Source organism: Sphingomonas sp. UNC305MFCol5.2, assembly GCF_000712135.1.
In the GTDB taxonomy this organism is placed as follows: domain Bacteria; phylum Pseudomonadota; class Alphaproteobacteria; order Sphingomonadales; family Sphingomonadaceae; genus Sphingomonas.
Window position 1 is genome coordinate 280,528 of record NZ_JOOE01000004.1, and the last position, 23,962, is coordinate 304,489.

General features: G+C 67.1%; 19 protein-coding genes. 7 read left to right on the plus strand and 12 right to left on the minus strand.

The features are described 5' to 3' along the window. Positions 1-86 precede the first annotated feature (86 nt). The 3 genes from BR78_RS0117440 to BR78_RS0117450 are packed head-to-tail and all read right to left on the minus strand — an operon-like array spanning position 87 to position 3,375. Positions 87-1,361 carry a mechanosensitive ion channel family protein gene (locus BR78_RS0117440; RefSeq protein WP_029727443.1) on the minus strand — a complete coding sequence of 425 codons (1,275 nt, stop codon included), beginning with the start codon at positions 1,359-1,361 and terminating at the stop codon, positions 87-89. Continuing rightward, the gene (gene metC, locus BR78_RS0117445) at positions 1,361-2,545 is read right to left on the minus strand and encodes a cystathionine beta-lyase (RefSeq protein ID WP_029937225.1); all 1,185 of its coding nucleotides are present in this window, start codon (positions 2,543-2,545) and stop codon (positions 1,361-1,363) included. Before metC ends, BR78_RS0117440 begins: the two co-directional genes overlap by 1 nt. Further along, the gene (locus BR78_RS0117450; RefSeq protein WP_025587194.1) at positions 2,542-3,375 is read right to left on the minus strand and encodes a sulfurtransferase; all 834 of its coding nucleotides are present in this window, start codon (positions 3,373-3,375) and stop codon (positions 2,542-2,544) included. The genes metC and BR78_RS0117450 overlap by 4 nt, the downstream gene beginning before the upstream one ends. A 44-nt stretch (positions 3,376-3,419) precedes the next feature. Here BR78_RS0117450 and queF point away from each other — a divergent pair, with 44 nt between their 5' ends. The 3 genes from queF to BR78_RS0117465 all read left to right on the plus strand — a co-directional run bounded on the left by queF (position 3,420) and on the right by BR78_RS0117465 (position 7,610). After that, positions 3,420-3,875, plus strand: coding sequence for a preQ(1) synthase (gene queF / locus BR78_RS0117455; protein ID WP_029937226.1), 456 nt, complete (start codon positions 3,420-3,422; stop codon positions 3,873-3,875). A gap of 138 nt (positions 3,876-4,013) precedes the next feature. Next, positions 4,014-6,287, plus strand: a complete 2,274-nt coding sequence (locus BR78_RS0117460; RefSeq protein ID WP_029937227.1) for a glycosyltransferase family 4 protein — start codon at positions 4,014-4,016, stop codon at positions 6,285-6,287. 36 nt (positions 6,288-6,323) lie between these two features. Further along, the gene (locus BR78_RS0117465; protein ID WP_029937228.1) at positions 6,324-7,610 is read left to right on the plus strand and encodes a glycoside hydrolase family 130 protein; all 1,287 of its coding nucleotides are present in this window, start codon (positions 6,324-6,326) and stop codon (positions 7,608-7,610) included. A gap of 41 nt (positions 7,611-7,651) precedes the next feature. Here the strand turns inward: BR78_RS0117465 and BR78_RS0117470 are convergent, their stop codons facing one another. The 5 genes from BR78_RS0117470 to hflK all read right to left on the minus strand — a co-directional run bounded on the left by BR78_RS0117470 (position 7,652) and on the right by hflK (position 14,980). Next, positions 7,652-9,679, minus strand: a complete 2,028-nt coding sequence (locus BR78_RS0117470) for an OPT family oligopeptide transporter (protein ID WP_051683399.1) — start codon at positions 9,677-9,679, stop codon at positions 7,652-7,654. A 44-nt stretch (positions 9,680-9,723) separates the two neighbouring features. After that, positions 9,724-11,340 (minus strand): helicase HerA-like domain-containing protein, encoded by a 1,617-nt coding sequence (locus tag BR78_RS0117475; RefSeq protein ID WP_029937230.1) that lies wholly within the window; start codon positions 11,338-11,340, stop codon positions 9,724-9,726. Between the two features lie 70 nt (positions 11,341-11,410). After that, the gene (locus BR78_RS0117480) at positions 11,411-12,916 is read right to left on the minus strand and encodes a Do family serine endopeptidase (protein ID WP_029937231.1); all 1,506 of its coding nucleotides are present in this window, start codon (positions 12,914-12,916) and stop codon (positions 11,411-11,413) included. Positions 12,917-13,010: 94 nt separating this feature from the next. Further along, entirely contained in the window at positions 13,011-13,868 is an 858-nt protein-coding gene (gene hflC, locus BR78_RS0117485) for a protease modulator HflC (RefSeq protein ID WP_029937232.1), read from the minus strand. After that, the gene (hflK, locus tag BR78_RS0117490; RefSeq protein ID WP_029937233.1) at positions 13,865-14,980 is read right to left on the minus strand and encodes a protease modulator HflK; all 1,116 of its coding nucleotides are present in this window, start codon (positions 14,978-14,980) and stop codon (positions 13,865-13,867) included. The genes hflC and hflK overlap by 4 nt, the downstream gene beginning before the upstream one ends. Positions 14,981-15,051: 71 nt before the next feature. Between hflK and BR78_RS0117495 the strand changes: the two genes are divergently transcribed. Next, on the plus strand, positions 15,052-16,017 hold the full coding sequence (locus BR78_RS0117495) for an Mrp/NBP35 family ATP-binding protein (protein ID WP_029937234.1): 966 nt from the start codon (positions 15,052-15,054) through the stop codon (positions 16,015-16,017). Between the two features lie 2 nt (positions 16,018-16,019). After that, the gene (locus BR78_RS0117500) at positions 16,020-16,448 is read left to right on the plus strand and encodes a CoA-binding protein (RefSeq protein WP_029937235.1); all 429 of its coding nucleotides are present in this window, start codon (positions 16,020-16,022) and stop codon (positions 16,446-16,448) included. Here the strand turns inward: BR78_RS0117500 and BR78_RS0117505 are convergent. The 4 genes from BR78_RS0117505 to BR78_RS0117520 all read right to left on the minus strand — a co-directional run bounded on the left by BR78_RS0117505 (position 16,435) and on the right by BR78_RS0117520 (position 20,410). Next, complete coding sequence (locus tag BR78_RS0117505) at positions 16,435-17,544, minus strand: class V aminotransferase (protein ID WP_029937236.1); 1,110 nt, start codon at positions 17,542-17,544, stop codon at positions 16,435-16,437. The two genes, BR78_RS0117500 and BR78_RS0117505, sit on opposite strands and share 14 nt — an antisense overlap. Further along, positions 17,541-18,305 (minus strand): tryptophan 2,3-dioxygenase, encoded by a 765-nt coding sequence (locus BR78_RS0117510; RefSeq protein ID WP_029937237.1) that lies wholly within the window; start codon positions 18,303-18,305, stop codon positions 17,541-17,543. Before BR78_RS0117510 ends, BR78_RS0117505 begins: the two co-directional genes overlap by 4 nt. Positions 18,306-18,918: 613 nt before the next feature. Next, entirely contained in the window at positions 18,919-19,746 is an 828-nt protein-coding gene (dapD, locus tag BR78_RS0117515) for a 2,3,4,5-tetrahydropyridine-2,6-dicarboxylate N-succinyltransferase (protein WP_029937238.1), read from the minus strand. A gap of 1 nt (position 19,747) precedes the next feature. Continuing rightward, a complete protein-coding gene (locus tag BR78_RS0117520) occupies positions 19,748-20,410 on the minus strand; it encodes a pyrimidine 5'-nucleotidase (RefSeq protein WP_029937239.1) in 663 nt (220 codons plus the stop codon). 124 nt (positions 20,411-20,534) lie between these two features. Between BR78_RS0117520 and BR78_RS0117525 the strand changes: the two genes are divergently transcribed. Next, on the plus strand, positions 20,535-22,901 hold the full coding sequence (locus BR78_RS0117525) for a S8 family peptidase (protein WP_231478304.1): 2,367 nt from the start codon (positions 20,535-20,537) through the stop codon (positions 22,899-22,901). A 70-nt stretch (positions 22,902-22,971) separates the two neighbouring features. Continuing rightward, positions 22,972-23,961 (plus strand): LLM class flavin-dependent oxidoreductase, encoded by a 990-nt coding sequence (locus tag BR78_RS0117530; RefSeq protein ID WP_029937241.1) that lies wholly within the window; start codon positions 22,972-22,974, stop codon positions 23,959-23,961. Position 23,962: the final 1 nt, after the last annotated feature.

Here is a 23,962-nt window from a genome sequence, read left to right on the forward strand (position 1 = left end):
GACTCACTACGCTCCATGCTTCCTCCCCCTCCGTCAGCTTCGCTGACACCTCCCCCTGGCGGGGGAGGATTGAAGGCTCGTGCCGCTCAGGCTTCCGGCGATCCCGGCCACTGTGTCACACGCACGTCGCGGATCGGATAGGGGATCTGGATGCCGTTGTCCTTGAACAGCAGCCACAGCCGGTTGAGCACGTCGCTCTTCACATTGCCCACGCCGCTTTCGGGATCGCTGATCCAGACGAGGATCTCGTGCTCGGCACCGGTCTGGCCGAACGCCATCAGCCACACGTTCGATTTCGGATTGTCGAGCACGCGCGGGCTCTCGGCGGCGGCGCGCAGCATCAGTTCCTGCGCGAGCTTGAGATCGCAATCATAAGCGACGGTCACCGGGATTCGGACGCGGACGTTGCGATCGGTGTACGACCAGTTCTCGACCTCCTGCGTCATCAGATTCTCGTTCGGAATCAGATGCTCCTTGCCGTCCCGGGTGACCACCGAGACCGCGCGCACGCCGATCTTGTTCACCCAGCCGAAGCTGTCGCCCACCACGATCACGTCGCCCGGCTTGATCGAGCGGTCCATCAGCAGGATGATTCCCGCGATCAGATTGCCGATCGTCTTCTGCATTCCGAAGCCGATCGCGAGCCCGAACGCGCCCGAGAAGACCGTGAAAGCGGTCAGATCCACTTCGAGCAAGTCGACGCCGATGAAGAAGGCGAGCACCACCACGGCGATGCCCGCCAGCTTCTGGACGAGCAGCTTCTGCGTCGGGTCGAAGCCGCGCGCGCCGCCGATCGAATGGCTCAGCAATTTGTTCGCGAGCCGCACGCCGGCGAACAACAGCAGGATGGTGACGCCGATGGTGAGCGCCGAGAGCAGAGAGAAGCGCCGCTGACCGATCTGGATGCCGACGCGATCGAGCGTGACCTCGACCACCGAGAAGCCGCCGATCGCATGGCTGAGCACCGCGACGAAGGCGAGCGCCGCCAGTGTCCAGGCCGCCCAGCGCGGCAGATTGAGGCCGCGCAGCACGGCGACCACCAGCATCGCCACCGAAAAGGCCTGGACCAGCCCGACGACCAGCGCGCCCAGCGGCATCCACGGCCAGCTCACGGCGATCAGCCCGAGCAGGATCGCCGCCGAGCTCCAGCGCACGATCGCGCAGGCGCGCAGGTGGAAGGTCGCGGCGTTGCCGTTGATGCGCTCTGCCCAGGCCGCGGCGATCCGCGAGCCGATATGCCGTCCGGCGAGCCAGCCGAGGATCATCGCGATCGTAGTCAGCCCGCCGGCGATGGCGGCTTCCGAAAGCTCGGCGGTGCCCGGCAGATTATGTCCCGCCAGCCAGGCCCCGAGCCGCTCCATCAGCCGCAAACCTCGGCGAAGCGGGTCAGCCCCGCTTCGAGATCGGCGATCAGATCGTCGGCATCTTCGAGTCCGATCTGGAGGCGGACCATTGGACCTTCGGCTTCCCACTTCGTCGCGCTGCGATAGCGCTGCGGATCGACCGGGATGGCGAGGCTCTCGAATCCGCCCCAGCTATAGCCGATCCCGAAATGCCTGAGCCCGTCGATCAGCGCCGAGCGCGCCTTGTCGGTGCCTCCGTTCAGCACGAACGAGAATAGTCCCGATGCACCCCGAAAGTCGCGGACGAACGCTTCGTGCCCCGGGCATCCGGGCAGCGCCGGGTGGAGAACGCGTGCGACTTCGGGCCGGGTCTCGAGCCACTTGGCGATCTTCAGTGCCGAGCGGCCGTGCTGGTCGAGCCGCACCGCCATCGTCCTGAGACCGCGCGCGCCGAGCCAGGCGTCGTCGGGGCTCGCGGTCTGGCCGAGCTGGTAGGTCACGGCGCGGAGCCGCTCATATTGGCCCTCGGCGGCGGTCACCGATCCGAGCATCACGTCCGAATGGCCGACGACGTACTTGGTGCAGGCGAGGATCGAATAATCCACGCCCAGCGGGATTGCGGGCAGCAGCAGCGGCGTCGCCCAGGTATTGTCGAGCAGGGTGGCGATACCGCGTTCCTTCGCGACGCCCACGATCGCGGGAATGTCCTGCACCTCGAAGGTCAGGCTGCCAGGGCTCTCCATGAAGATCGCCTTGGTGCGATCGGTGCAGAGATCGGCGATGCCCGCGCCGATCAGCGGATCGTAGAAGGTGGTGGTGATGCCGAAACGCTCGAGCAGTCCGTTCGCGAGATTGCGCGTCGGATCATAGGCGCTGTCCACCAGCAGCAATTCGTCGCCGGGCGAGAGCACTGCGAGCAAGGCCGCGGCCACTGCCGCCACGCCGGAAGGGTAGAGTAAAGTCGCCTCGGCGCCGGGCTCGAGTTCGGTCAGCGCCTCGGCGAGCGACCATTGGGTCGGCGTCCCGCGCCGGCCGTAAAAGAGTTTGTGGTGGGTGTCGGCGGCGCCACGCGCGCGGAGATCGGCGACCGAATCGTAGAGGATCGTCGAGGCGCGCCACAACGGCGGATTGACGATGCCCTGCGTCCATTCGGGCCGCCGGCCGGCCTGGACCACTTTGGTCGCATCCTTCTCGCCGCTCATGCCGGCCCCAGCGCTTTTGCGGTCGTGGGCGATGCGCCCCATTCGGACCAGCTGCCGTCATAGACCGGTACATCGCGGCCCAGCAGGTGCGCGGCGAAGGCGATCACCGACGCGGTGATCCCCGATCCGCACGTCGCCACCAGCGGCTTGCCAATATCGAGGCCCGCCTCCTCGAAGAGGTCGCGGAGCTTCGCGGGCGATTTCCAGGTGCCGTCCGCCTCGAAAAAGCGGCCCTGTGGGATGTTCTTCGACCCGGGGATATGGCCGGGGGCGCATTCCTTGCGCGGATCGGGCTCGTCGCCGGTGAAGCGTGCCGCCGAGCGCGCATCGACGATCTGCTCGTCGGTCGCCTGCATTTCGACGAGGCTGCGCACCTGCGTCCGCGGCGCGCCGGCCTCGAACCGGCTGCGAATGGGGCTCGGGGCATCTTGTTCGAGCGGCCGGCCTTCCGCCTTCCACTTCGCGATGCCGCCGTCGAGCAACGAGGCCTCGACTCCGAACCGGCCGAGTACCCACCAGGCGCGGCACGAAGTATGGTGCGGGCTGTTGTCGTAGAGCACCACCCGGCTCTCCGCGGTGATGCCCAGTGCCGCCATCCGCGCCTCGAACAGATCGCGCGGCGGCAGCATCGACGGCAATGGGTCGTCCACGTCCACCAACGTGTCGAGGTCGAGCAGCAGCGCGCCGGGAATGTGCGCGGCGGCATATTCGGCTTCGGGGTCCTGCTTCGCCGATCCCGGCAGCGTCGAGGTGTAGGTGGCGTCGAGGATCACGAGGCCTTCAGAGCCCAGTGCGCCTGCCAGCCACTCTGTCGTTACGAGTGCGTCCATCGCTGTGGTCCTAGAAGGATGCAAAGCGCTCCGCAAACGCCTACATGCCCGCGATGGACGCTAAACATCTCGGCAAGACCTCCGCGCTCCCCGCCTCGCCCGAAGCGGCCGAGCTCGATTATGTCCCCAATCCGCGCCCCGGCAGCCGGTATATGATCCGCTTCGCCGCGCCCGAATTCACGTCGCTCTGCCCGATCACCGGCCAGCCCGATTTCGCGCACCTCGTGATCGACTATGTGCCCGGCGCGACGATCGTCGAATCCAAGTCGCTCAAGCTGTTCCTGGGATCCTTCCGCAATCACGGCGCCTTCCACGAGGATTGCACCGTCGGCATCGGCGAACGGCTGTTCGCCGAGATGAAGCCCGAATGGCTGCGGATCGGCGGCTATTGGTATCCGCGCGGCGGCATCCCGATCGACGTCTTCTGGCAGTCGGGAGAGGCTCCCGCCGGTGTCTGGATTCCGCCGCAGGACGTACCCGGATATCGCGGCCGAGGCTGAACCTCAGATTTACGACACGATTCGTCGGATTCATTGATGTTGCAATGCAACAAGAATGAAACCATATTGCTTTGCAAGAGTTGGGAGGCGGGAACGGGCTTTGGACAGCCCGATTGTTGCAGTAGCGAAGGAAAGGGAATGGCGCCGTTCATGCTCGCACCGGGTATCGACCATCTAGCGCTCATCGGTAATTTCCTGCCGCGCAAATGCGGCATCGCGACCTATACGACGGACACTTTCAACGCGCTCAAGCAGCGCTATCCCGATCTTCAGGTCGACGTCTATGCGATGGACGATCATCCCGGCCGTTACGATTATCCCGATGCGGTTACGCGCGCGATCCCGCAGCATGATCGCGCCGCCTATCTCGATGCCGCCCGCGCGATCGAGGCGAGCGGCGCGCAGGCGCTGTGGATCCAGCACGAATACGGCATCTATGGCGGCCCGGCGGGCGACTTCCTGATCGCGCTGACCGACCGGCTCTCGATCCCCGTCATCACCACGCTCCACACCGTGCTCGAACGGCCCAGCGCCGACGAGCGCCGGGTGATGGAGGCCCTGCTCCGCCGCTCGTCGCGGATCATCGTCATGGCGGAGAAGGGGCGCGATATTCTCAAGCGCGTCCACGGTGCCGACGACAAGAGCATCGTGATGATCCCGCACGGCGTGCCCGATCGCGCCTTTGCCGATCCGGACAGCATGAAGGCCCGGTTCGGCTGGGAAGGCCGCGAGGTGGTGCTGACCTTCGGCCTGCTCGCGCCCAACAAGGGTATCGAAACGATGATCGCGGCGCTGCCGCAGGTCGTCTCCAATCACCCGCGCGCGCTGTACGTGGTGCTCGGCGCGACGCATCCCAATCTCGTCGCGCACGAAGGCGAGGCATATCGCGATCGGCTCAAGGCGCTAGCCGAGGAAAAAGGCGTCGCCGCGCATGTCCAGTTCATCGATGCTTTCGTCGAACATGACGAGCTGATCGACTATCTCCAGGCAGCCGATCTCTACGTCACGCCGTACAACAATCCGGCGCAGATCACTTCGGGTACGCTTTCCTACGCCATCGGCGTAGGCAAGCCGGTGATCTCGACGCCGTATGTTCACGCCACCGAGATCCTTGCCGACAATCATGGCGTGCTCGTCAATTTCGGCGACAGCGCCGGCTTCGCGCGCGAGATCGACCGGTTGCTGACCGACGAGGGAGAACGGCTGGCGCTGGCGCAGCGCGCTTATGCCCGGGGCCGCACGATGATCTGGCCGCGTCTCGCCGAGAATGCGATGATCGAGTTGGCTGCGATCGTCGCCGCCCAGCCGCACCGCTTCGCCAAGTCGACCGCCGAGCTCGCCACGCTCCAGCCCAATCTCGCCGCGGTCGAGCGGATGAGTGATTCGACCGGCATACTGCAGCATTCGATCTATTCGGTGCCCGATCGCCGCCACGGCTATTGCATCGACGACAATGCCCGCGCGCTGATCCTGATGTCGAAGATCGACGGGATCGACGAGGCCGTGCGTGACAATTGGACGAGCGTTTATGCGTCGTTCGTCCAATATGCCTGGAACCCCGATCAGCGCCGCTTCCGCAACTTCATGAATTTCGATCGCACCTGGTGCGAGGACGTGGGGTCGGAGGATTCGAACGGTCGCGCGATCTGGGCGCTCGGCGTCACCGCGCGGGACGCGCGGGCGCAGAAGCATCGCGACTGGGCCTCGGTGCTGTTCGACACCACCGCATCGATCGCGCTCGAGCTCGAAGCGCCACGCAGCCATGCCTTCGCGATGCTGGGCGCCGCCGCGATGATCGAGGCGCATCCGGGCCACGCGCTCTCGCGGACGATCCTCACGCGGTACGGCGAGGAGCTGATCACGCTGCTGGACGAGGCGCGGCGCCCCGAATGGCAGTGGTTCGAGATCGTTCTCGCTTACGACAATGCCCGGCTTCCCGAGGCGCTGCTGCGCGCGGGCGAAGTGCTGCACCGTCCGGACTTCATCGCGGTCGGGCTCGAAACGCTCGCATGGATCGTAGGACGCCAGACCTCGCCGGAGGGACGTTTCCGTGCGGTGGGGACCGAAAGCTTCGGGCGCTCCTATTCGGACCCCTTGCCTTTCGATCAGCAGCCGCTGGAGGCGCAGGCCACTATCGATGCCTGCGTCGCGGCGCATCAGGTGACCGGCGACAGAAGCTGGCACGAGGAGGCGATGCGGGCCTATCGCTGGTATCTCGGCGCGAACGACCTTGAATTGCCGCTTGCGACTGCCGCGGACGGCGGTTGCTTCGACGGGCTGATGCCAACCGGTTTGAACCGGAATCAGGGCGCCGAGTCGATTCTGGCGCTCCAATTGGCGAATTGCGCCATTTCCGCCCTTTCAAAGCCCTCCGAAAACGTGGCAAGCACCCCGCGCACCGCTGTCGCGTAACCCTGCGCGCCGGCTTTCGGACGGTACGGGGGGTTGATGCAGGAATTGTTCAATCACACGCTGCGGCTGCGGGCAGATCCGTCGCGCGTTGTGGTTCGCCCCTTTCACATCGCCTGGGCACAAAACGGCTCGGGCCCGAGCCGCTCCGAGCGCATCGTCCAGAAAGTGCTGGCGATGTCGCCGGGTGAGGCCAGCGCGCAGCTCGAGATCGTGCTCAAGGATTTCGAGGCACGCCACTGGCAAACGCGCCGCGTGTTCATGACCCGCTATGACGAGATCGAGGAGATGCTCAAGCTCGACGGCGGCGACATCGGCGACGAGAAGCGCCAGCTGCTCGGCGCCTATTTCTGCCACGAATACAGCTATGCCGCCGCCGCGCTGATGAACCCCAGCGCGGTGCCGCATTACGATCAGTCGGGCATGCCCAAGGGTTCGCTCCGCATCCTCATGTCGCTGCGCGCGGTGGGCGAGGGGCACATTTCGTCGGTATCGTTCCGCGAAGGCATCATCACCGACAAGAACGAACTGACTCTCGCCCCCGAACCCCCCTTCGCCACCGCCGCCGATGCGCGCGAAGAGGAAGAGGCAAAAATACCCGAGGGGCCGGTGACGGTGTATCGCCACCGCGATTCGACTCTGTCGGGCACCGTCATCTTCCCGATCACCAAGGCGCAGTCCAACGGACTCGAGGATCTGCGCATCTGCCACTTCACGCATGACGACGGCAGCGAGGAATGGATCGGCACCTACACCGCCTATAACGGCTCGGTGATCCAGTCGGAGCTGATGCGCACGCGCGACTGGCGCGCGATCGATCTCGTGCCGATGAGCGGCGGCGCCTCGCGCAACAAGGGCATGGCGCTGTTCCCGCGCAAGATCGATGGCAAGTACATGATGCTCGGCCGGCAGGACGGCGAGAACATCTTCCTCCACACCTCGGACGACATCACCCATTGGGAAGGCGGCGAGCTGCTGATCAAGCCGCAATATCCGTGGGAGCTCGTCCAGATGGGCAATTGCGGCCCGCCGATCGAAGTGGACGAGGGCTGGCTGGTGCTCACCCACGGCGTCGGCGCGATGCGCAAATATTCGATCGGCGCGGCGTTGCTCGACAAGAACGATCCGTCGAAAGTGCTTGCGCGCTCGAAGGAGCCGCTGCTGGCGGCGGCGGATCAGGACCGCGAGGGCTATGTCCCCAACGTCGTCTACACCTGCGGCGCGATCCGGCACGGCAGCAAGCTGTTCATCCCTTATGGGGTGGCCGACAGCTCGGTGGCGTTCGCGTTCGTGCCGATCAAGTCGCTGCTGGAGCAGATGGACTGACTTTCTGAATCCTCCCCCGCCGAAGCGAGGGAGGATTCAAGTCACCGGTAGGTCGCGATGTCGGCTTCGCCCTCGGGCATGTTGCTCGGCGGCACGCTGGCCACCATTCGCCGCGTGATCGCATAGGCGATTGCGATCAGCCCGAAGAACAAGAGCGGCGCCAGCCACAATGCCACCCTCTCGAAGCTCTCGCCCATCAGCGCGAGAGGCGCGTCGTTGGGCGGGATCGGCGAAGTGCGATTCGCCCAGGCCAGGATGCCCGCGAACGCGACGCCGAACAGGCTCTCGCCGACGATCAGCCCCGTCGCCGCCAGCACGCCCATCCGCTCTGCGAAGTCCGGATTGGCACTGCGCTTGGCCCAGCGGTCGTAGAAATTGCCGATCAGCGCGCCGACCGGGATCAGCAAGGTGAGCGCCATCGGCAGATAGATGCCCATACCCACGGCGAGCGGCGGCAGGCGCATCTTGCCGGCGCGGCCGAGCGTCTCGTCTATGAGGATCACGCCAACGCCGATCGCCGCGCCGATCCCGATCAGTCCCCAGTCGATATCGCCGCCCAGCACGCCCTTGGCGATCGACGAAATCAATGCGGCTTGCGGCGCGGAGAGCGCGTTGGGGCCGGCACCGGGCATGCCGACGAAGCCGAGGGTGCTTTTGAGCAGATCGAGCACCAGCGGAATCGCGAGGCTGCCGAACACCACGCCCATCACCAGCGCGACCTGCTGCTTCCACGGCGTCGCGCCGACCAGCTGGCCGGTCTTGAGATCCTGGAGATTGTCGTTCGAGATCGTCGCGATCGAAAAGACGATCGCCGTGGTGAACAGCGCATAGGCGATCAGTGCGTTGGTCCGCGTCGGATCGGCTTCGTGCCCGAAGATCAGCACGAGCAGCAGCGACGCGCCGAGCACCGCGAGGATGCCGACGCCGGAGACCGGCGAGTTCGACGCACCGATCAGGCCCGCCATATAGCCGCAGATCGCTGCGATCAGCACGCCGACGATCAGCACATAGACCAGCGAGCCGCCGATCACCGCGACCGGATAATCGTGCACCGGTCCGCCGGTGGAAAAGTCCCAGAGCAGCCAGGCGATCGGCGCGAGGATCAGCAGCGAGACCAGCGCAACTACGCCGATCGGCAAGTCGCGCTCGGTCAAATCGAGCGTCTCGCCCGCAGTGCGCGCGCGTGATGCCGCCAGCGCCGAACGGAGCCCCGCGATGATCGGACCGATGATCTTGAGCAGCGACCAGATCGCCGCCACGCCGATCGTGCCGGCGCCGATGAAGCGCACCTGGCCGCGGAACGTGCCGCCGACCAGCGCGTCGATGCCGGCGGAGAAGTCACCGCCCGATGCGAAATACGGCACGAGCACGGTCCACGAGATCAACATCCCGAAGAACATCGCCGCGCCCACCGAAATGCCGACGAGATGCCCCACGCCGATCAGCAGCATCGACCAGCTCGTCGAGAAACCGGAAGCGGTGCCGCCGATCGCGAAATTCTTGCCGGCTTCCTCGGCGACCAGCTTCATCTTGGCGAGCAATGCGAAGCCACCCGAAAAGAGCGAGCCGAGCATCAGCACGCGCAGTCCCCTGGCGTTCTCGACATCGCCGGCGCGGCTGTTCGACCCGACCTTGAGCACTTCGGCTGCGGCGACGCCCTCGGGATAGGGAAGGTCCGATCCCGTCACCAGCGCGCGCCTGAGCGGCACCGAGAACATCACGCCGAGCACCCCGCCGGTGATGCACACCGCCACCGTGGTCCAATAGGGGAAGCCCGACCACCAGCCGACCATGATCAACCCCGGCAGCACGAAGACGATGGCGGCAAGGGTGCCCGCCGCGCTCGCGATGGTCTGGACGATGTTGTTCTCGAGGATCGTGGCGCCGCGGAAGAAGCGCAGGATCGCCATCGAGACCACCGCGGCGGGGATCGAGGTCGCGAAGGTCAGCCCGACCTTGAGGCCCGCATAGACGTTCGCCGCAGTGAACAGCAGCGTGATCGCGCCCCCCAGCAAAACGCCGCGAAGCGTGAGTTCTAGCGGCGCACGGGCCGCGGCGTCGGTCGCCAAGTCCTTATCTCCCCAAGGTATCGGGAGATACTATGCCGCGCTTGTCAGCCTCTGAACAGCCCGCCCAGAACCCCGCGGATCAGTTGCGCGCCGAGCCCGCCGCCGGACGAGCGCCGCTTGCTGCCGCCGAAGATCTCGCGGCCGATCTCGTTCGCGACCTGGCGGCCGAGCGAGGACGAAGCCGAGCGTGCGGCGGAAGTCGCCATCTTGGCCCAGGGCGATGTCGCGGTCGCCTGCGCGCGTTCGGTGGCGAGGCGAGTGCGCTCAGCCTCCTTGGCCAGCCGCGCGTCCTCCTTCGCCTGCGCGGCGGCGGCCTTGTCGGCCTCACTCTCGGCCTGCGCCTCGGCGGCGGCGGCGACGGCCTCATTGGCCTTTGCCGCAAGGATCTCCTCGGCGGATTCGCGATCGATCAGCGTGTCGTATTTATCGCCCACCGCGTCGGTGGTGATCAGCACCGCGCGCTCGGCCGGCACCAGCGGCCCTACGCGAGTCCCCGGCGCGCGGATCAAGGTGCGCTGCACCGGGGAGGGCGAACCATCCTCCTGCAGCACCGAGACCAGCGCCTCGCCGACCTTAAGCTCGGTGATCACCGTCGCGACATCGACATCGGGATTGGCGCGGAAGGTTTCCGCAGCGGATTTCACTGCCTTGGCGTCCTTGGGCGTGAACGCCCGCAATGCATGCTGCACCCGGTTGCCGAGCTGTCCCGCCACGTCCTCGGGAATGTCGATCGGGTTCTGCGTGACGAAATAGACGCCGACGCCCTTCGATCGGATCAGCCGCACGACCTGCTCGATCTTGTCGAGCAGCGCCTTGGGCGCATCGTCGAACAGCAGATGCGCCTCGTCGAAGAAGAAGACGAGCTTGGGCTTGTCGGGATCGCCGACTTCGGGAAGTGTTTCGAACAGCTCGGACAGCATCCACAGCAGGAAGCTGCCATAGAGCCGCGGGCTCGCCATCAATTTGTCCGCGGCGAGGATGTTGACCACGCCCCTTCCACGATCGTCGGTGCGGATGAACTCGCCGATGTCGAGCGCCGGCTCGCCGAAGAAATGTTCGGCGCCCTGCGTCCGCAGCTGGAGCAACTGGCGCTGGATCGTGCCGACGCTCGCCTTGGTGATGTTGCCGAACTTGGTCGAGAGCTCGCCCGCCCGCTCGGCGCAATGCGCGAGCATCGATTGCAGATCGTCAAGGTCGAGCAGCAGCAGCCCTTCCTCGTCGGCGACGTGGAAGGCGACGTTGAGCACGCCTTCCTGCGTCTCGTTGAGATCGAGCAGCCGCGCGAGCAGCAGCGGCCCCATCTCGGAGATCGTCGCGCGGATCGGATGGCCCTGCTCGCCGAACAGGTCCCAGAGCTGCACCGGCAGTTCGCCATAGCGCCATTCGGCGTCGCCGATCTCCTGCGCGCGCTTGGCGAAGATCTCGTGCATCTTGGAGGTCGGCGATCCGGCCATGCCCAGCCCGGAAAGATCGCCCTTCACGTCGGAGACGAACACCGGGACGCCGGCATTCGAGAAACCCTCGGCCAGACCCTGCAGCGTCACGGTCTTGCCGGTGCCGGTCGCGCCGGCGATCAGCCCGTGGCGATTGGCGCGGCGGAGTATCAGCTCCTGGCGGGCCTCGCCGGCCGCGCCTATGAAAATGCCCGTCTCTCCCGCCATGCCGAACTCCTTTTCAGAAGACCGGTTCTAGGGGAGAAACGGGCAATAGTCAGCCATTGAAGGCGTTCGATCAGCCGGGAATCTGCACCGACACATAGCGGCCGAGCCCGCGGCGCTGGACGAACAGCAGAACCTGCTTGGCGCCGCCGCTCTTGGCCTGGCCGACGATGCGCGCGACGTCCGCCGCGGTGGTGACCGGCGTGCGGTTGACCGTGGTGATCAGGTCGCCGCGGGCAAGGCCCTTGCCGGCGGCGTCGCTGCTCGCATCGACACCGAGCACCACCACGCCCCGCGCATTGGCATCGGCACCGATCGAGCGCGCGATCTGCGGAGTCAGCGGCGTGAGCGCGATGCCGAGCGACGCGGCGCCCATCGTCTCGCCGTCCTGCGGCCCGCTGTTATTGTCCTCGGGATCGAACTGCTGCTGCGCAAGCTCCTCCTCGGGCGGACGGGTCCCGACGGTGACGGTCACCGTCTGGCGCTTGCCGTCGCGGATCAAGTCGACCGGAATACGCGAACCGGGGGCGACATTGGCGACGATGAAGCTCAGCGTCTGGTCGGGCGTGACGTCCTGGTTGTTGACGCGGACGATCACGTCGCCCTGGCGGATGCCTGCCTTCTCGGCGGCCTGGCCGGGCTCGACTCGCGCGACGATGGTACCGCCATTCTTGGGCACGCCGAACGATTCGGCGAGATCGGCGGTCAGTTCCTGCATCTGCACGCCCAGATAGCCGCGCTTGATCGCGCCGCCACCCATCAGCGTGTCGACGATCGGCTTGGCCTGTTCGGCGGGGATCGCGAAGCCGATGCCGACATTGCCGCCGGTCGGCGAGAGGATCTGCGAGTTGATGCCGATCACGTTGCCCTGCAGATCGAACATCGGGCCGCCTGAATTGCCCCGGTTGATCGAGGCGTCGGTCTGGAGGAAGCGGTCATAGGCGCCGCCCTGGCCGGTGACGCGGTGCGTCGCCGAGATGATGCCCGCGGTCACCGATCCGCCGAGGCCGAACGGATTGCCGATCGCCACCACCCAGTCGCCGACGCGCGCCTGGCGCGAATCGCCGAAGCGGACGAAGGGCAGGTTGGTGCCTTCGATCTTGAGCACCGCGAGGTCCGACTGGACGTCGCGGCCGATCAATTTGGCCTTGAACTCGCGGCGATCGGGGAAGGTGACCGTGATCGATTCGACCACGGCGCCGCGCTGGCCGGCGGAGATGACGTGGTTGTTGGTGACGACATAGCCGTCGGCCGAGATGACGAAGCCCGAACCGAGCGATTCGGCCTGGCGCGTCACCGGCTGGCCGCCCTGGCCGGGGACCAGCCCTTCGAAGGGCGTGCCGGCGAACGGATTGGTGTTCACCTGCACGCGCTGCGTGGTCGAGATGTTGACCACCGCGGGCTGGAGCTTGGCGACCATGTCGGCGAAGCTCATCGGCGCGCCGGCGCGCGGCACGCTCGCCTGGATCGCGCCCGGCTCGTTCTGCGCGGTCTGCGCGCCGGCGGTGGTGTTCAGCGTCATGACGGCGGCGGCGCCGCTCAGGGCAAGGGCAGTGGTGAGAGCGTAGGCGTAACGCACGGATACGAATCCCTTCAAAGGATGAGCATGTATTCGGGCGCGTTTGTCGCGCCCGAATGCTGAACGCTGATTGAATATGAACGAAGCTGCAGGATCATCGTTGCCCCATGAACTCGCGCAGATAGCTGTTCTGCGGAGACAGCACGATCGACGTATCCCCCTTGCCTTCGCCCTGCGCGAGGAAGGTCGTCCGATAGGACTGCATCGCGCGGTAGAAGTCGTAGAAGGCCGGGTCCTTGTTGAACGCCTGGGCATAGACCTGCGCGGCCTGCGCCTGGGCGGTGGCGCGGATGATCTGCGCTTCCTTCAGGCCCTGCGCCTTGATCGTCGCCGCTTCCTGCCGCCGGGCCGTCGCCATCCGGTTGAGCGCGCTGTCGAGCGGCGATCCGCTCGGCAGCTCGGTCTGCTTGATCCGGACGTCGACGATCTCGACGCCGTACTGGCTGGCCAGCCGTTGCAGCGCGTTCTGGATATTGTCCATCACTTCGCCCCGCTCGGGGCTGAGCAAGGTGGACGAGGGCCGCTTGCCGAGCTCGTTGCGCAGCGAAGAGCCGAACAGCGGCTGCAGCTGATCGCGCACGCGTTCCTCGGAGCCCACGGTCACGACCATCCTGAGCGGATCGACCACGCGGAACCGGGCATAGGCATCGACCTCGAGCCGCAACTGGTCGGTGGAGAGCACCGGCTGGTTGGGCAAGTCGATGTCGAGCACGCGCTTGTCGACCCACACGACGCGGTCGATGAACGGGATGCGGAAGATCGGCCCCGCCTGGGTGCGGCCGAACTGCTCGCCCGGCCGATAGGCGTTGACCGTGCGGAGCGGCTGTTCGAGCCGCAGGATCACGACCTGCTTGCTTTCGGGGACGATCGCGATCGTGCTCATCAGCACCACGAGCACGAGGATCACGGCGATGGCGATGCCGATCGGACTGCGGAACCAGCTGGCGGTCATCGGGCGGCTCCCGCCTGGGCCTGGGGCCGGACGGTAGCGTCGGCAGCGGGCGTGCCGCCTCCGCCGCGCACGGCCGGCAGCGGCAAATAAGGCGTCACGCCGGGCGCCTCGACGATCGTCTTGTTGGTGCGCGAAAGCACCTGTTCCATCGTCTCGTAATACATGCGGCGTCGGGTCACCTCGGGTGCGAGCTTGTATTGCTCATAGATCTTGTCGAACTCCGCCGCTTCGCCCTGCGCGGCGGCGAGCACCTGCTGGGCATAGGCGTTGGCGTTGTTCTTGTTGGCCTGCGCTTCCTGCTGCGCGGCGGTGACTTGCTTGAAGTCCTCGTCGACGGCCTGCGGTGCGGCCGCCTTCTGGATCGCGACGCCCTGGATGCGGATGCCCGAACGATATTGATCGAGGATCTGCTGCATCGCCGCCTGGACCTGCCCCTCGATCCGCGCACGGCCCTGGCCGATGGCTTCGTTGAGCGTCGTCGTGGCGACGATCTGGCGCATCGCGCTCTCGGCAGTCGCGCGCACGGTATCCTCGGGCTTGGCGATCTGGAACTTGTAGTCGACTGCGCTGCTGATGTCCCAGCGCACCGAATAAGCGAGATCGACGATGTTCTGGTCGCCGGTCAGCATCAGATTCTCGCCGCTGGCGGGGAAATTCTCGGTGCGGATGTTCGCGACGTCGACGACGTCGACGAGCTGGAGCGGCGCGGGCAGCGTCAGCCGGACACCGGGGGTCAGCGTGGTCGAATAGGAACCGAGCGTCGTCACGACGCCGCGTTCGCGCGGACCGATCGGATGAATGCTCGTGTAGAGTATCCAGATCAGCAGCAGGCCGCCGATCACCAGCATCCACAGCCGGCTGCCGGTCGGAAGCCCGGGAACGCCGCCGCCGCCGCCACGGGCGCGCTTGAGCAGCTCGTCGAGGCTTGATGCACCGGGGCGCGGGCGCTTGCCGTCCGGCGGGAACGACCAGGGGTTGCGGGGTCCACCGCCGCCGCCGCCATTTCCATTGCCGGAGCCGCCGCCGCTTCCGCCGCCACTGCCCCACGGACTCTTGGGGGCTTCGTTCTTGAAGATGCCGGCCAGTCCGCGCCAGCCCGATAGGTTCATCATGCCTGTCTTTATAAGGTCACGAGCGCGGATTTACAGTGGCAGCCGCCGATTGTGCGCCTATCTGGCCCGTTATGACCGATACAGAGAGCTTGAAGGCGGCGCTCGCGCCGATCGCGGCGGGCCGCGCGACGGTGCGCGTCGAGGGGGGCAAAGCGAGCATCGTGCTCGACGTGACGGGGCTCGGGCCCGAGGCGCGAGACGAGATGGAGGCCGATGTGCGGCGGACTGCAGAGGCTGCGCCGGGCGTCGCGGAAGTTCGCGTGCTGCTCACCAGCGAGCGGCGCACGCGCCGGTTGATCGCGGTGGCGAGCGGCAAGGGCGGGGTGGGCAAGTCCACAATCGCCGCGAACCTCGCGATCGCGCTGGCGAGGCGCGGACGGCGGGTCGGACTGGTCGATGCCGATATCTATGGACCGTCGCAGACTCGGCTGCTCGCCGTCGAGGGCATCCGCCCGCAGGCGCGCGAAAAGACCCTGATCCCGGTCCAGACCAAATTCGGCGTGCCGTTGCTGTCGATGGGCGGGCTGGTGCCGGAGGGGCAGGCGATCGCATGGCGCGGATCGATGGCGGGCGGCGCGCTCGGCCAGATGGTCGATGCCGATTGGGGCGACGCCGAAGTGCTGATCATGGACCTCCCGCCCGGCACCGGCGATCTCCAGCTGACGATGGTCCAGAAGCACAAGCCGGCGGGGGCGATCATCGTCTCGACGCCGCAGGATCTCGCATTGATCGACGCGACCCGCGCGATCGACCTGTTCAACAAGGTCAACGTGCCGATCGTCGGCGTGATCGAGAACATGTCCGGTTATGCCTGCCCGCATTGCGGCGAGGTCTCGGACCCGTTCGGCAGCGGCGGGGCGGAGGCCGCGGCGGGCAGGATGGGACTGCCCTTCCTCGGTCGCGTGCCGCTCGAATTGGCGATCCGCACCGCCTCGGACGCCGGCGATCCGCCGGCTGCGGGGAACGGCCCGCAGGCGGAGACGTTCGCCGCATTGGCGGCAAGGCTGGACGACTGGCTCACCGCAAACGGAGGCTGACCATGCCGCTCACGCGCGACGAAGATATCCGGGAACTGCTCGAGGAGACGCGGACGATCGCGATGATCGGCGCGTCGGACCGGCCCGACCGGCCGAGCTACGGCGTGATGGCCTATCTCCAGAGCCGGGGCTACCGGGTGATCCCGGTCAACCCGCAGATCACCGGCGAGCACATCCACGGCGAGTTCGTGTTCCGCGATCTCACGCAGATCGGCGAGCCCATCGACATGGTCGACATCTTCCGCCGGTCCATCGCGGCGGGCGAGGCAGTCGACGACGCGATCTCCTTCGGCGCGAAATCGGTCTGGCTCCAGATCGGCGTGATCAACGAGGAAGCGGCCGCCCGGGCGGAGGCGGCAGGCCTCAAGGTGGTGATGGACCGTTGTCCCAAGATCGAGATCCCGCGGCTGGGCGTGCCTAGAGTCGGCTGAGCGCCCCGATCAGCTCCTCCAGATCGCGCGCATCCTGGTACATTCCGAACCCGATCCGCAGCACGTCGCCGCGCACGTCGACGATGACGTCCTCCGCTTCCAGCGCCGCCTTCCACTGCGCCGCTTCGGGCGAGCGCAGCGCCAGAAACCGCGCCGGAGACCCCGGATTGAGCAGCTCCGCCTTCAGCGGCAGTTCCGCCAACAGACGCTCTTTCAGCGCCTCCGCATGCGCCGCGATGACGCTGGTGCCCAGCCCCTCCTGCCGCAGCATGTCGCGCACCGCGACGAACCGGTAGATACCCGAGGGATCGAAGGTGGCACCCAGAAAGCGCCGCGCATCAGGTGCATAGCCGATGCACCCCGGCGGCAGCGACAGATCGTCGAACTCGGCATACCAGCCGGTGATCTCGGGACGCGGGCCATAGCCCGGGGGCGCGTGGAGAAAGGCGCAGCCCTCGCCCGCCATCGCATATTTGTAGCCGCCGGCGAGGTAGAACACCCGATCCGCCACCGCCGAGAGATCGGTCTCCAGCGCCATGAAACCGTGATAGCCGTCGATCACCACCCATGGCCCTTCCGGTCGCGCGAGCGCCGCCAGTTCGGCGATCCCGTCGAAGACATGCCCGGTGCCGAATTGGACGTGGCTGACGAAGATCAGATCGTGCCCGCCGCCACGCGCGGTTTCGACGATGCGCTCCAGCGGCAAGCGCTCGACCACTGCGCTGCCTGCCTCTTCCCACCGGGCGCTCTGCCGCCGGAAGCTGTGGAATTCGCCGCCGCTGGTCAGGATGCGGAGCGGCCGCCGCGGCAGCGCCGAGACGATGCGGAGCAGCAACTCGTGCGTATTGGGCGCGAAGACGACGGTCGAAGGATCCGGCAGCCCCAGCTCCGCCGCGACATGGCCCTGAGCGGCGGGCCAGATCTCGCCCATCACCCGCTCCCATTTGCGGTCGGCGAGGCGCACGCCGTCCTCCCATGCGGCGAGCTGGCCGACATAGGAGGCGTCGGGCCACAGGTGATGCGAGTGCGCAGCGAAGTGCAGCCGTTCGGGCGCCGCGGCGATCGCCCGCTGGAACAGGCGTTTGTACGATTTCACAGGTCGGTGCGGAGCGACCACAGCTCCGGAAAGGCGCGCTTGGCCAAGGTCGATTCGAGATAGGGCACGCCCGCAGTGCCGCCGGTGCCCCGCTTCATCCCGATGACGCGGCTGACGGTGAGGACATGCTTGTGCCGCCATGTGGCGAGCGCATCGTCGATATCGACCAGTTTCTCGGCGAGCTGGTAGAGATCCCAATGCGTCGTCGGATCGCGATAGACGATGGTCCAGGCCTCGCGGACCGCATCGTTGGGCTCGTATTTGTCGGGCCAGTTGCGTGTCAGGGCTTCGGCGGGAACGTCGAAGCCTGCCCGTGAGAGCGCTGCATTGGCATCGTCCCACAGGCTCGGCGCGGCCGCATATTCGGTGGTCAGCGGCCCCGGCACGCCTCCGCCGCGTACCCCGAGCAAGGTCTCGACCGCGCGGAACTGGTCCGACTGGAAGCCCGAGCTCGGGCCGAGCACTTCACGGAAATGCGTGTAATCGGACGGCGTCATCGTCGCTAGCACGTCCCAGCTGAGCGTCATCACCGCCTGGATCCGGCTCACCCGGGCAAGCCCCTTATACGCCTCGATCAGCCGCCCCGCGCGCACCAGTGCCTTGGCCGGCAACAACTCGGCAATCATCTGCTTGAGCCACAACTCCTTGGTCTGGTGGATGATGATGAACAGCAGTTCGTCATGCCGGTCCGACAGCGGATGCTGGGCGGTGAGGAGCTGATCGAGCGCGAGATAGCGCCCATAGGTCATGCTTTCGGTCATGCCGACGCTCTACGCCATCTCGCCGCCCGGATGAAAGCCGTAACGCCTGAGACTATCTATGCCGCCCCGTCATCCCGGCGAAAGCCGGGATCTCAGGCGATGGCGCGGGACTGGAGCCGCACGAGATCCCGGTTTCCGCCGGCATGACGATCTACGGTCGGTCTTGGGTTCGGTCATCCACTACTCCGTCACCCCGGCCGAAGTGCCGGGGTCCACTGTGCCACGTCGGCTGGCCTCGAGCCGCTTGCGCTTCCCTTGCCTCCCGGTGGACCCCGGCACTTCGGCCGGGGTGACGGTATTGGGTCTAGGACGGATCGACATTCAAATCCTCCCCCGCCAGGGGGAGGTGTCGCCGAAGGCGACGGAGGGGGAGGTAAGCAGCGCACTCTCCCATTGAGCGCAGTGCTTCCGCCCCCTCCCCCCCCCCCCCCCCCCCCCCCCCCCCCCCCCCCCGGGGGGGGGGGGGGGGGGGGGGGGGGGGGGGGGGGGGAGGTAAGCAGCGCACTCTCCCATTGAGCGCAGTGCTTCCGCCCCCTCCGTCACGCTGCGCGTGCCACCTCCCCCTTCCGGGGGAGGATCTCGAAGGCCTCGCTCGCCTGAATGTCGATCCGTCCTAGTCCCTCAACAGCTCATTGATGCCCGTCTTCGAGCGCGTCTGGGCATCCACGGTCTTGACGATCACCGCGCAATAGAGCCCCGGCTTGCCGTCGCCGCCGCCAGTGCTGCCCGGCACTACCACCGAATAAGGCGGCACGTGCCCGCGATGCACTTCGCCGGTCGCGCGATCGATGATCTTGGTCGAGGCGCCGAGATAGACGCCCATCGACAGCACCGCGCCTTCGCCGACGCGGACGCCCTCGGCCACTTCGGCGCGCGCGCCGATGAATGCGCCGTCGCCGATGATCACCGGATCGGCCTGGAGCGGCTCGAGCACTCCGCCGATGCCGACGCCGCCCGACAGGTGGACGTTCTTGCCGATCTGCGCGCAGCTGCCCACCGTCGCCCAGCCATCGACCATCGTGCCCTCGCCGACATAGGCGCCGATATTGACGAAGCTGGGCATCAGCACCGCGCCCTTGCCGATGAAGGCGCCGTAGCGGACGATGCTGCCCGGTACCGCGCGGAAGCCCGCTTCGCGGAAGCTGTGGTCGCCCCATTCGGCGAACTTGGACGGCACCTTGTCGAACCAGCTGGCATTGCCCGGGCCCGGCATCACGACATTGTCGTTCAGCCGGAAGGAGAGCAGCACCGCCTTTTTGAGCCACTGGTTGACTTGCCAGCCGTCGCCCACCGGCTCCGCCACCCGCGCTTCGCCGCGGTCGAGCAGGCGCAACGCCTCGGCGACTGCGGTGCGCACCCGGCCCTGGCTGTGGGGGCTGAAGCTCGCGCGCTCTTCCCAGGCGGCATCGATGGTGGCGGCGAGATTGGTCCGGTCGGTCACGTCAATCCTCCAATATTTCGTGCAGCCATTGGCCGAGGTCGGCCACGGTATAGTCGATGAAGCTGCGGTCTTCGCCGGGTCCCTGCTCGGATCCGTTGTCGACCCAGACCGTGGTCATGCCGATCGCCCTGGCGGGCTTCAGGTTGCGCGCCATGTCGTCGACGAACAGCGACTCCGCGGGGTCGAGCCCATAGGCGTCGCACAGTCCCTGATAGGCGGTGGGATCGGGCTTCGGGCGATATTGGGTGGCATGAACGTCGTGGATCGCTTCGAAGGTCTCGCTTAGCCCCAGCCGGTCGAGCACCTTGCCTGCATAAGGCGCGTCGCCGTTGGTAAAGACCAGCTTACGCCCCGGCAACCGCGCCAGCGCCTCGATCAGCGCCTCGTTCCGCTCCAGCACGTCCATGTCGACGTCGTGCACATCGGCCAGATAATGGTGCGGATCGACGCCGTGCTCCGCCATCAGCCCCGAAAGCGTGGTGCCGTGCGCGTGGAAATAGCCCTTTTGGATGCGGTGCGCCTCTTCGGGCGTGCAATTGAGCAGCGTCCGCACATATTCGCCGATCCGCGCGTCTATCATGGTGAAGAGGTTCGCACTCACCGGGTAGAGCGTGTTGTCCAGATCGAAGATCCAGTTGCGGATATGGGAGAGCGCGGAAAGCATCGGAACGGGGCTCTACGGAGTGGACGCGAGCACCGCAAGGCAGCAGGGTAGATTGGCATTAAGCTACGGTAAAGGCTGCAAAACATATCTGCGCTACCGTGCATATCCAACAGGGATCACCAGGATGCGGGCAGTATTTCATGCGCGATTGATGCGAAGCGCGGCGATGAGCGGCTTCCTCGCGCTTGCCGCCTGCGGCGGCGGCGGCGGCGGAGTCAACCCGATGCCGGCACCGGTGCCCGCGCCGACACCCGCACCGGTGCCGACACCCACGCCCGTACCCACTCCGACGCCGACGCCGACGCCGAGCGTGAACTACGACACGGCCGAATATCGCGCGACGATCGGTGCGGTCTCGATGAATGCGCTCACTGCCTACAGCCATGGCGGCACCGGCGCGGGCATCCGCGTCGGCGTGATCGACAGCGGCATCGACTTGCAGAGCGCCGAGTTCGGTGATTGCTCGGGCGGGATCGGCACGGGTTCATGCCGTATCGCGGGGGCGTCGATCGCCACCGCCGGCAACAGCACGATCGACGACGAAGGCGGGCATGGCACTGCGGTGGCCTTCACCATCGCCGGGCGCCGCAACGATGCCGGCACCCACGGCGTCGCGTTCGACGCGCAGCTCATCGTCGCGCGCGCCGACACCCCGGGCAGTTGCGCGACCGAGAACGCCACCGATCCCGACAGCGGCTGCAGCTTCGGCGACAATGCGATCGCGGCGGGACTCGATGCCGCGCGCACCGGCGGCGCGCGCGTGGTCAACATCTCGCTCGGGGGCGATTCTCCCAACGCGCGGCTGCTCCAGGCGATCAACGACGCCACGGCGGCGGGGATCGTCATCGTGATCTCGGCGGGCAATGACGGCGACAAGCCCGAAGGGGTGAACCCCGATCCGTTCGCCGGTGGCGCCGCGGCCAGCGCAGGGGCGCGCGGCCTCGTGATCATCGCCGGCTCGGTCAACACCACCGACCAGATCTCGACCTTCAGCAACCGCGCGGGCAGCGGCGCCAACGCCTTTCTTGCCGCGGTCGGCGAGCGCGTACGCGCGCCGGACCAGACCAACACGGCGATGCTCTGGTCGGGTACCTCCTTCTCGGCACCGCAGATCGCGGGCGCGGTCGCCTTGCTTGCGCAGGCATTTCCGAACCTCACCGGCGCCCAGATCGTCCAGCTCCTGTACGCGACCGCGCGCGACGTCGGCGCGGCGGGTGTCGACCCGGTCTATGGCCGCGGCGTGCTCGATCTCACGCGCGCCTTCCAGCCGGTCGGCACCATGTCGCTCGCCGGTTCGAGCGGGGTGGTATCCTCCGGCGTCAACGGCGCGCTCTCCGCGCCGATGGGCGATGCGCCGCAGGGCGCGCTCGGCGCGGTGGTGCTCGATTCGTTCGACCGCGCCTTCGCGACCGAGCTCGCGCGCTCGATCGTCCGCCAGGGTCCGGCGCGTCGGCTTCCCGCGCTGATGGCGACGCGTCAGCGCAGCTTCTCGGCGGGGGTGCGCGATCTCAGCGTCGCGGTGTCGCTGGTGCCGACGCGCGACACGGTCCGGATCGAACCACTCGGCATCGGCACCCGCGATGCCGGCGTGGCGCGGATGCTCGCCGCCACGGTCAGCGGCAAGCTGGGCAGCAGGGCGCAGTTCGCGATCGGCGCGTCGGAGAGTGGAAACACGCTCACCGCGCGGCTCGCCGGACGTGACGAACCCGCTTTCCTCGTCGCGCGCGATCCGCTGCACAGCGCCGGCTTCGACGTCGACGTGCGCGGTTCGGTCGCGGTGCGTCAGTCGCTTGGACGGTGGGGCGTCAGCCTCGCGCAGGAGCAGGGTCAGGTGCTCAGCCGGCGCGACACCCAGTTCGCGGCGCTGCGCTGGGATCCGCAGCGCTCGGGTTATTGGCGGACGACCCTGGGACTCGATCGCAGCTTCGGCAATCTGCGCGCGGGGCTGTCGCTGACCCGGCTCAGCGAGCGTGACACGGTGCTCGGCGCACGGTTCAGCGGCGGGCTCGGCGCGGCGCGTGCCGACAGCAATTTCGTCGATCTCGGGCTGCGTTACGACATGGGCGCGGGCTGGTCGCTCGGCGGCTCGATGCGGCAGGGCTGGACCAGCGCGAAGCTGCGCGATGGCGTCGAGGGGAGCGGCCTGATTCGCACCAATGCCTTCGCTGCGGACATCGGCAAGACCGGACTCTTCACCCGCGCCGACAGCCTGGGCTTCCGCATCGCTCAGCCGCTCCGGGTCGCGCGCGGGGGGATCGGTATCGCGCTCCCTGCCGACTGGGATTATTCGACCATGGCGGTGCGTGCCTGGGATCGGGGCTTCATCAATCTCGCACCGCAGGGCCGCGAGGTGGATTACGAGCTGCGCTACAGCTGGCCGCTGCTCGGCGGCGATCTCAGCAGCAACCTGTTCCTGCGGCGCAACCCGGGCAATTATGCCTCGTTCGCCAGCGACAAGGGCGGCGCGGTGCGGCTGACCTTGGGGTTCTGAGGACCTTCTTCACCGGCTGATAGCAAAGCTTCGGGTGGCGCGAACGGCGGGCGCCACCCATCTCCCGGCGATGACCGCATATTCGCTGCTCGATCTCGTTCCCATCGTCCAGGGCGGGAGCGCCGCCCAGGCGCTGGCCAATGCCGCCGATCTCGCGCGCCATGCCGAAAGCCTCGGCTTCACGCGCTATTGGGTCGCCGAGCACCACGGCATGGAGGGTATCGCCAGTGCCGCCACTGCGGTGGTCATCGCCCATGTCGGTGCGGCGACCGCGACGATCCGGGTGGGGGCAGGCGGGATCATGCTCCCCAACCATTCGCCGCTGCAGGTCGCGGAGGCGTTCGGCACGCTGGACGCGCTGTTCCCCGGCCGCGTCGACCTCGGGCTCGGCCGTGCGCCGGGGTCGGACCAGCGCGTCGCGGCGGCGATCCGGCGCGGGCTGGGTGGCGACGGCAACGAATTTCCGCAGGACGTGCTCGAGTTGCAGAGCTATTTCGCCGATGACGGCCGGACCGGGGTGCGCGCCACGCCCGGCGCCGGAGCGGACGTCAGGCTGTGGATCCTCGGCTCGAGCCTGTTCGGCGCGCAGCTCGCGGCGGCGCTGGGGCTGCCTTACGCCTTCGCCTCGCATTTCGCGCCGGGCCTGCTCGACGAGGCGATCGAGCTGTATCGCCGCAATTTCCAGCCTTCGGCGGTGCTCGACGCGCCGCATCTGATGCTCGGCTTCAACGTCTTCGCTGCGGAAGAGGACGAAGAAGCTGAATATCTAGCCACCTCCCAACAACAAGCCTTCGTCGCGATCCGTACCATCGGGCGCGGTATCCAGCTTCCCCCGCCGGTCCATGGTTATCGGGAGAGCCTCGGGCCGCACGGCAATGCGATGCTCGATCAGGTACTCTCGGCCAGCGCAATCGGCGGGCCTGCCAAGGTTCGCGACCAGCTCGCCGCCTTCATTGCCCGCACCGGCGCCGACGAGCTGATGTTCACCAGTGCGATGTTCGATCACATTGCGCGCAAGAAAAGCCTGACGATCGCCGCCGAGGCGATGCGCGCGCTCTAGA

Bases quoted from the DNA above. Each gene is read 5' to 3' on its own strand.
- BR78_RS0117460 (WP_029937227.1), top strand. From the start codon at position 4,014: ATGGCGCCGTTCATGCTCGCACCGGGTATCGACCATCTAGCGCTCATC.
- BR78_RS0117440 (WP_029727443.1), bottom strand. From the start codon at position 1,361: ATGGAGCGGCTCGGGGCCTGGCTGGCGGGACATAATCTGCCGGGCACC.
- BR78_RS0117465 (WP_029937228.1), top strand. From the start codon at position 6,324: ATGCAGGAATTGTTCAATCACACGCTGCGGCTGCGGGCAGATCCGTCG.
- metC (WP_029937225.1), bottom strand. From the start codon at position 2,545: ATGAGCGGCGAGAAGGATGCGACCAAAGTGGTCCAGGCCGGCCGGCGG.
- hflC (WP_029937232.1), bottom strand. From the start codon at position 13,868: ATGACCGCCAGCTGGTTCCGCAGTCCGATCGGCATCGCCATCGCCGTG.
- BR78_RS0117450 (WP_025587194.1), bottom strand. From the start codon at position 3,375: ATGGACGCACTCGTAACGACAGAGTGGCTGGCAGGCGCACTGGGCTCT.
- BR78_RS0117520 (WP_029937239.1), bottom strand. From the start codon at position 20,410: ATGCTTTCCGCGCTCTCCCATATCCGCAACTGGATCTTCGATCTGGAC.
- BR78_RS0117475 (WP_029937230.1), bottom strand. From the start codon at position 11,340: ATGGCGGGAGAGACGGGCATTTTCATAGGCGCGGCCGGCGAGGCCCGC.
- BR78_RS0117530 (WP_029937241.1), top strand. From the start codon at position 22,972: ATGACCGCATATTCGCTGCTCGATCTCGTTCCCATCGTCCAGGGCGGG.
- BR78_RS0117495 (WP_029937234.1), top strand. From the start codon at position 15,052: ATGACCGATACAGAGAGCTTGAAGGCGGCGCTCGCGCCGATCGCGGCG.
- hflK (WP_029937233.1), bottom strand. From the start codon at position 14,980: ATGATGAACCTATCGGGCTGGCGCGGACTGGCCGGCATCTTCAAGAAC.
- queF (WP_029937226.1), top strand. From the start codon at position 3,420: ATGCCCGCGATGGACGCTAAACATCTCGGCAAGACCTCCGCGCTCCCC.
- BR78_RS0117525 (WP_231478304.1), top strand. From the start codon at position 20,535: ATGCGGGCAGTATTTCATGCGCGATTGATGCGAAGCGCGGCGATGAGC.
- BR78_RS0117500 (WP_029937235.1), top strand. From the start codon at position 16,020: ATGCCGCTCACGCGCGACGAAGATATCCGGGAACTGCTCGAGGAGACG.
- BR78_RS0117510 (WP_029937237.1), bottom strand. From the start codon at position 18,305: ATGACCGAAAGCATGACCTATGGGCGCTATCTCGCGCTCGATCAGCTC.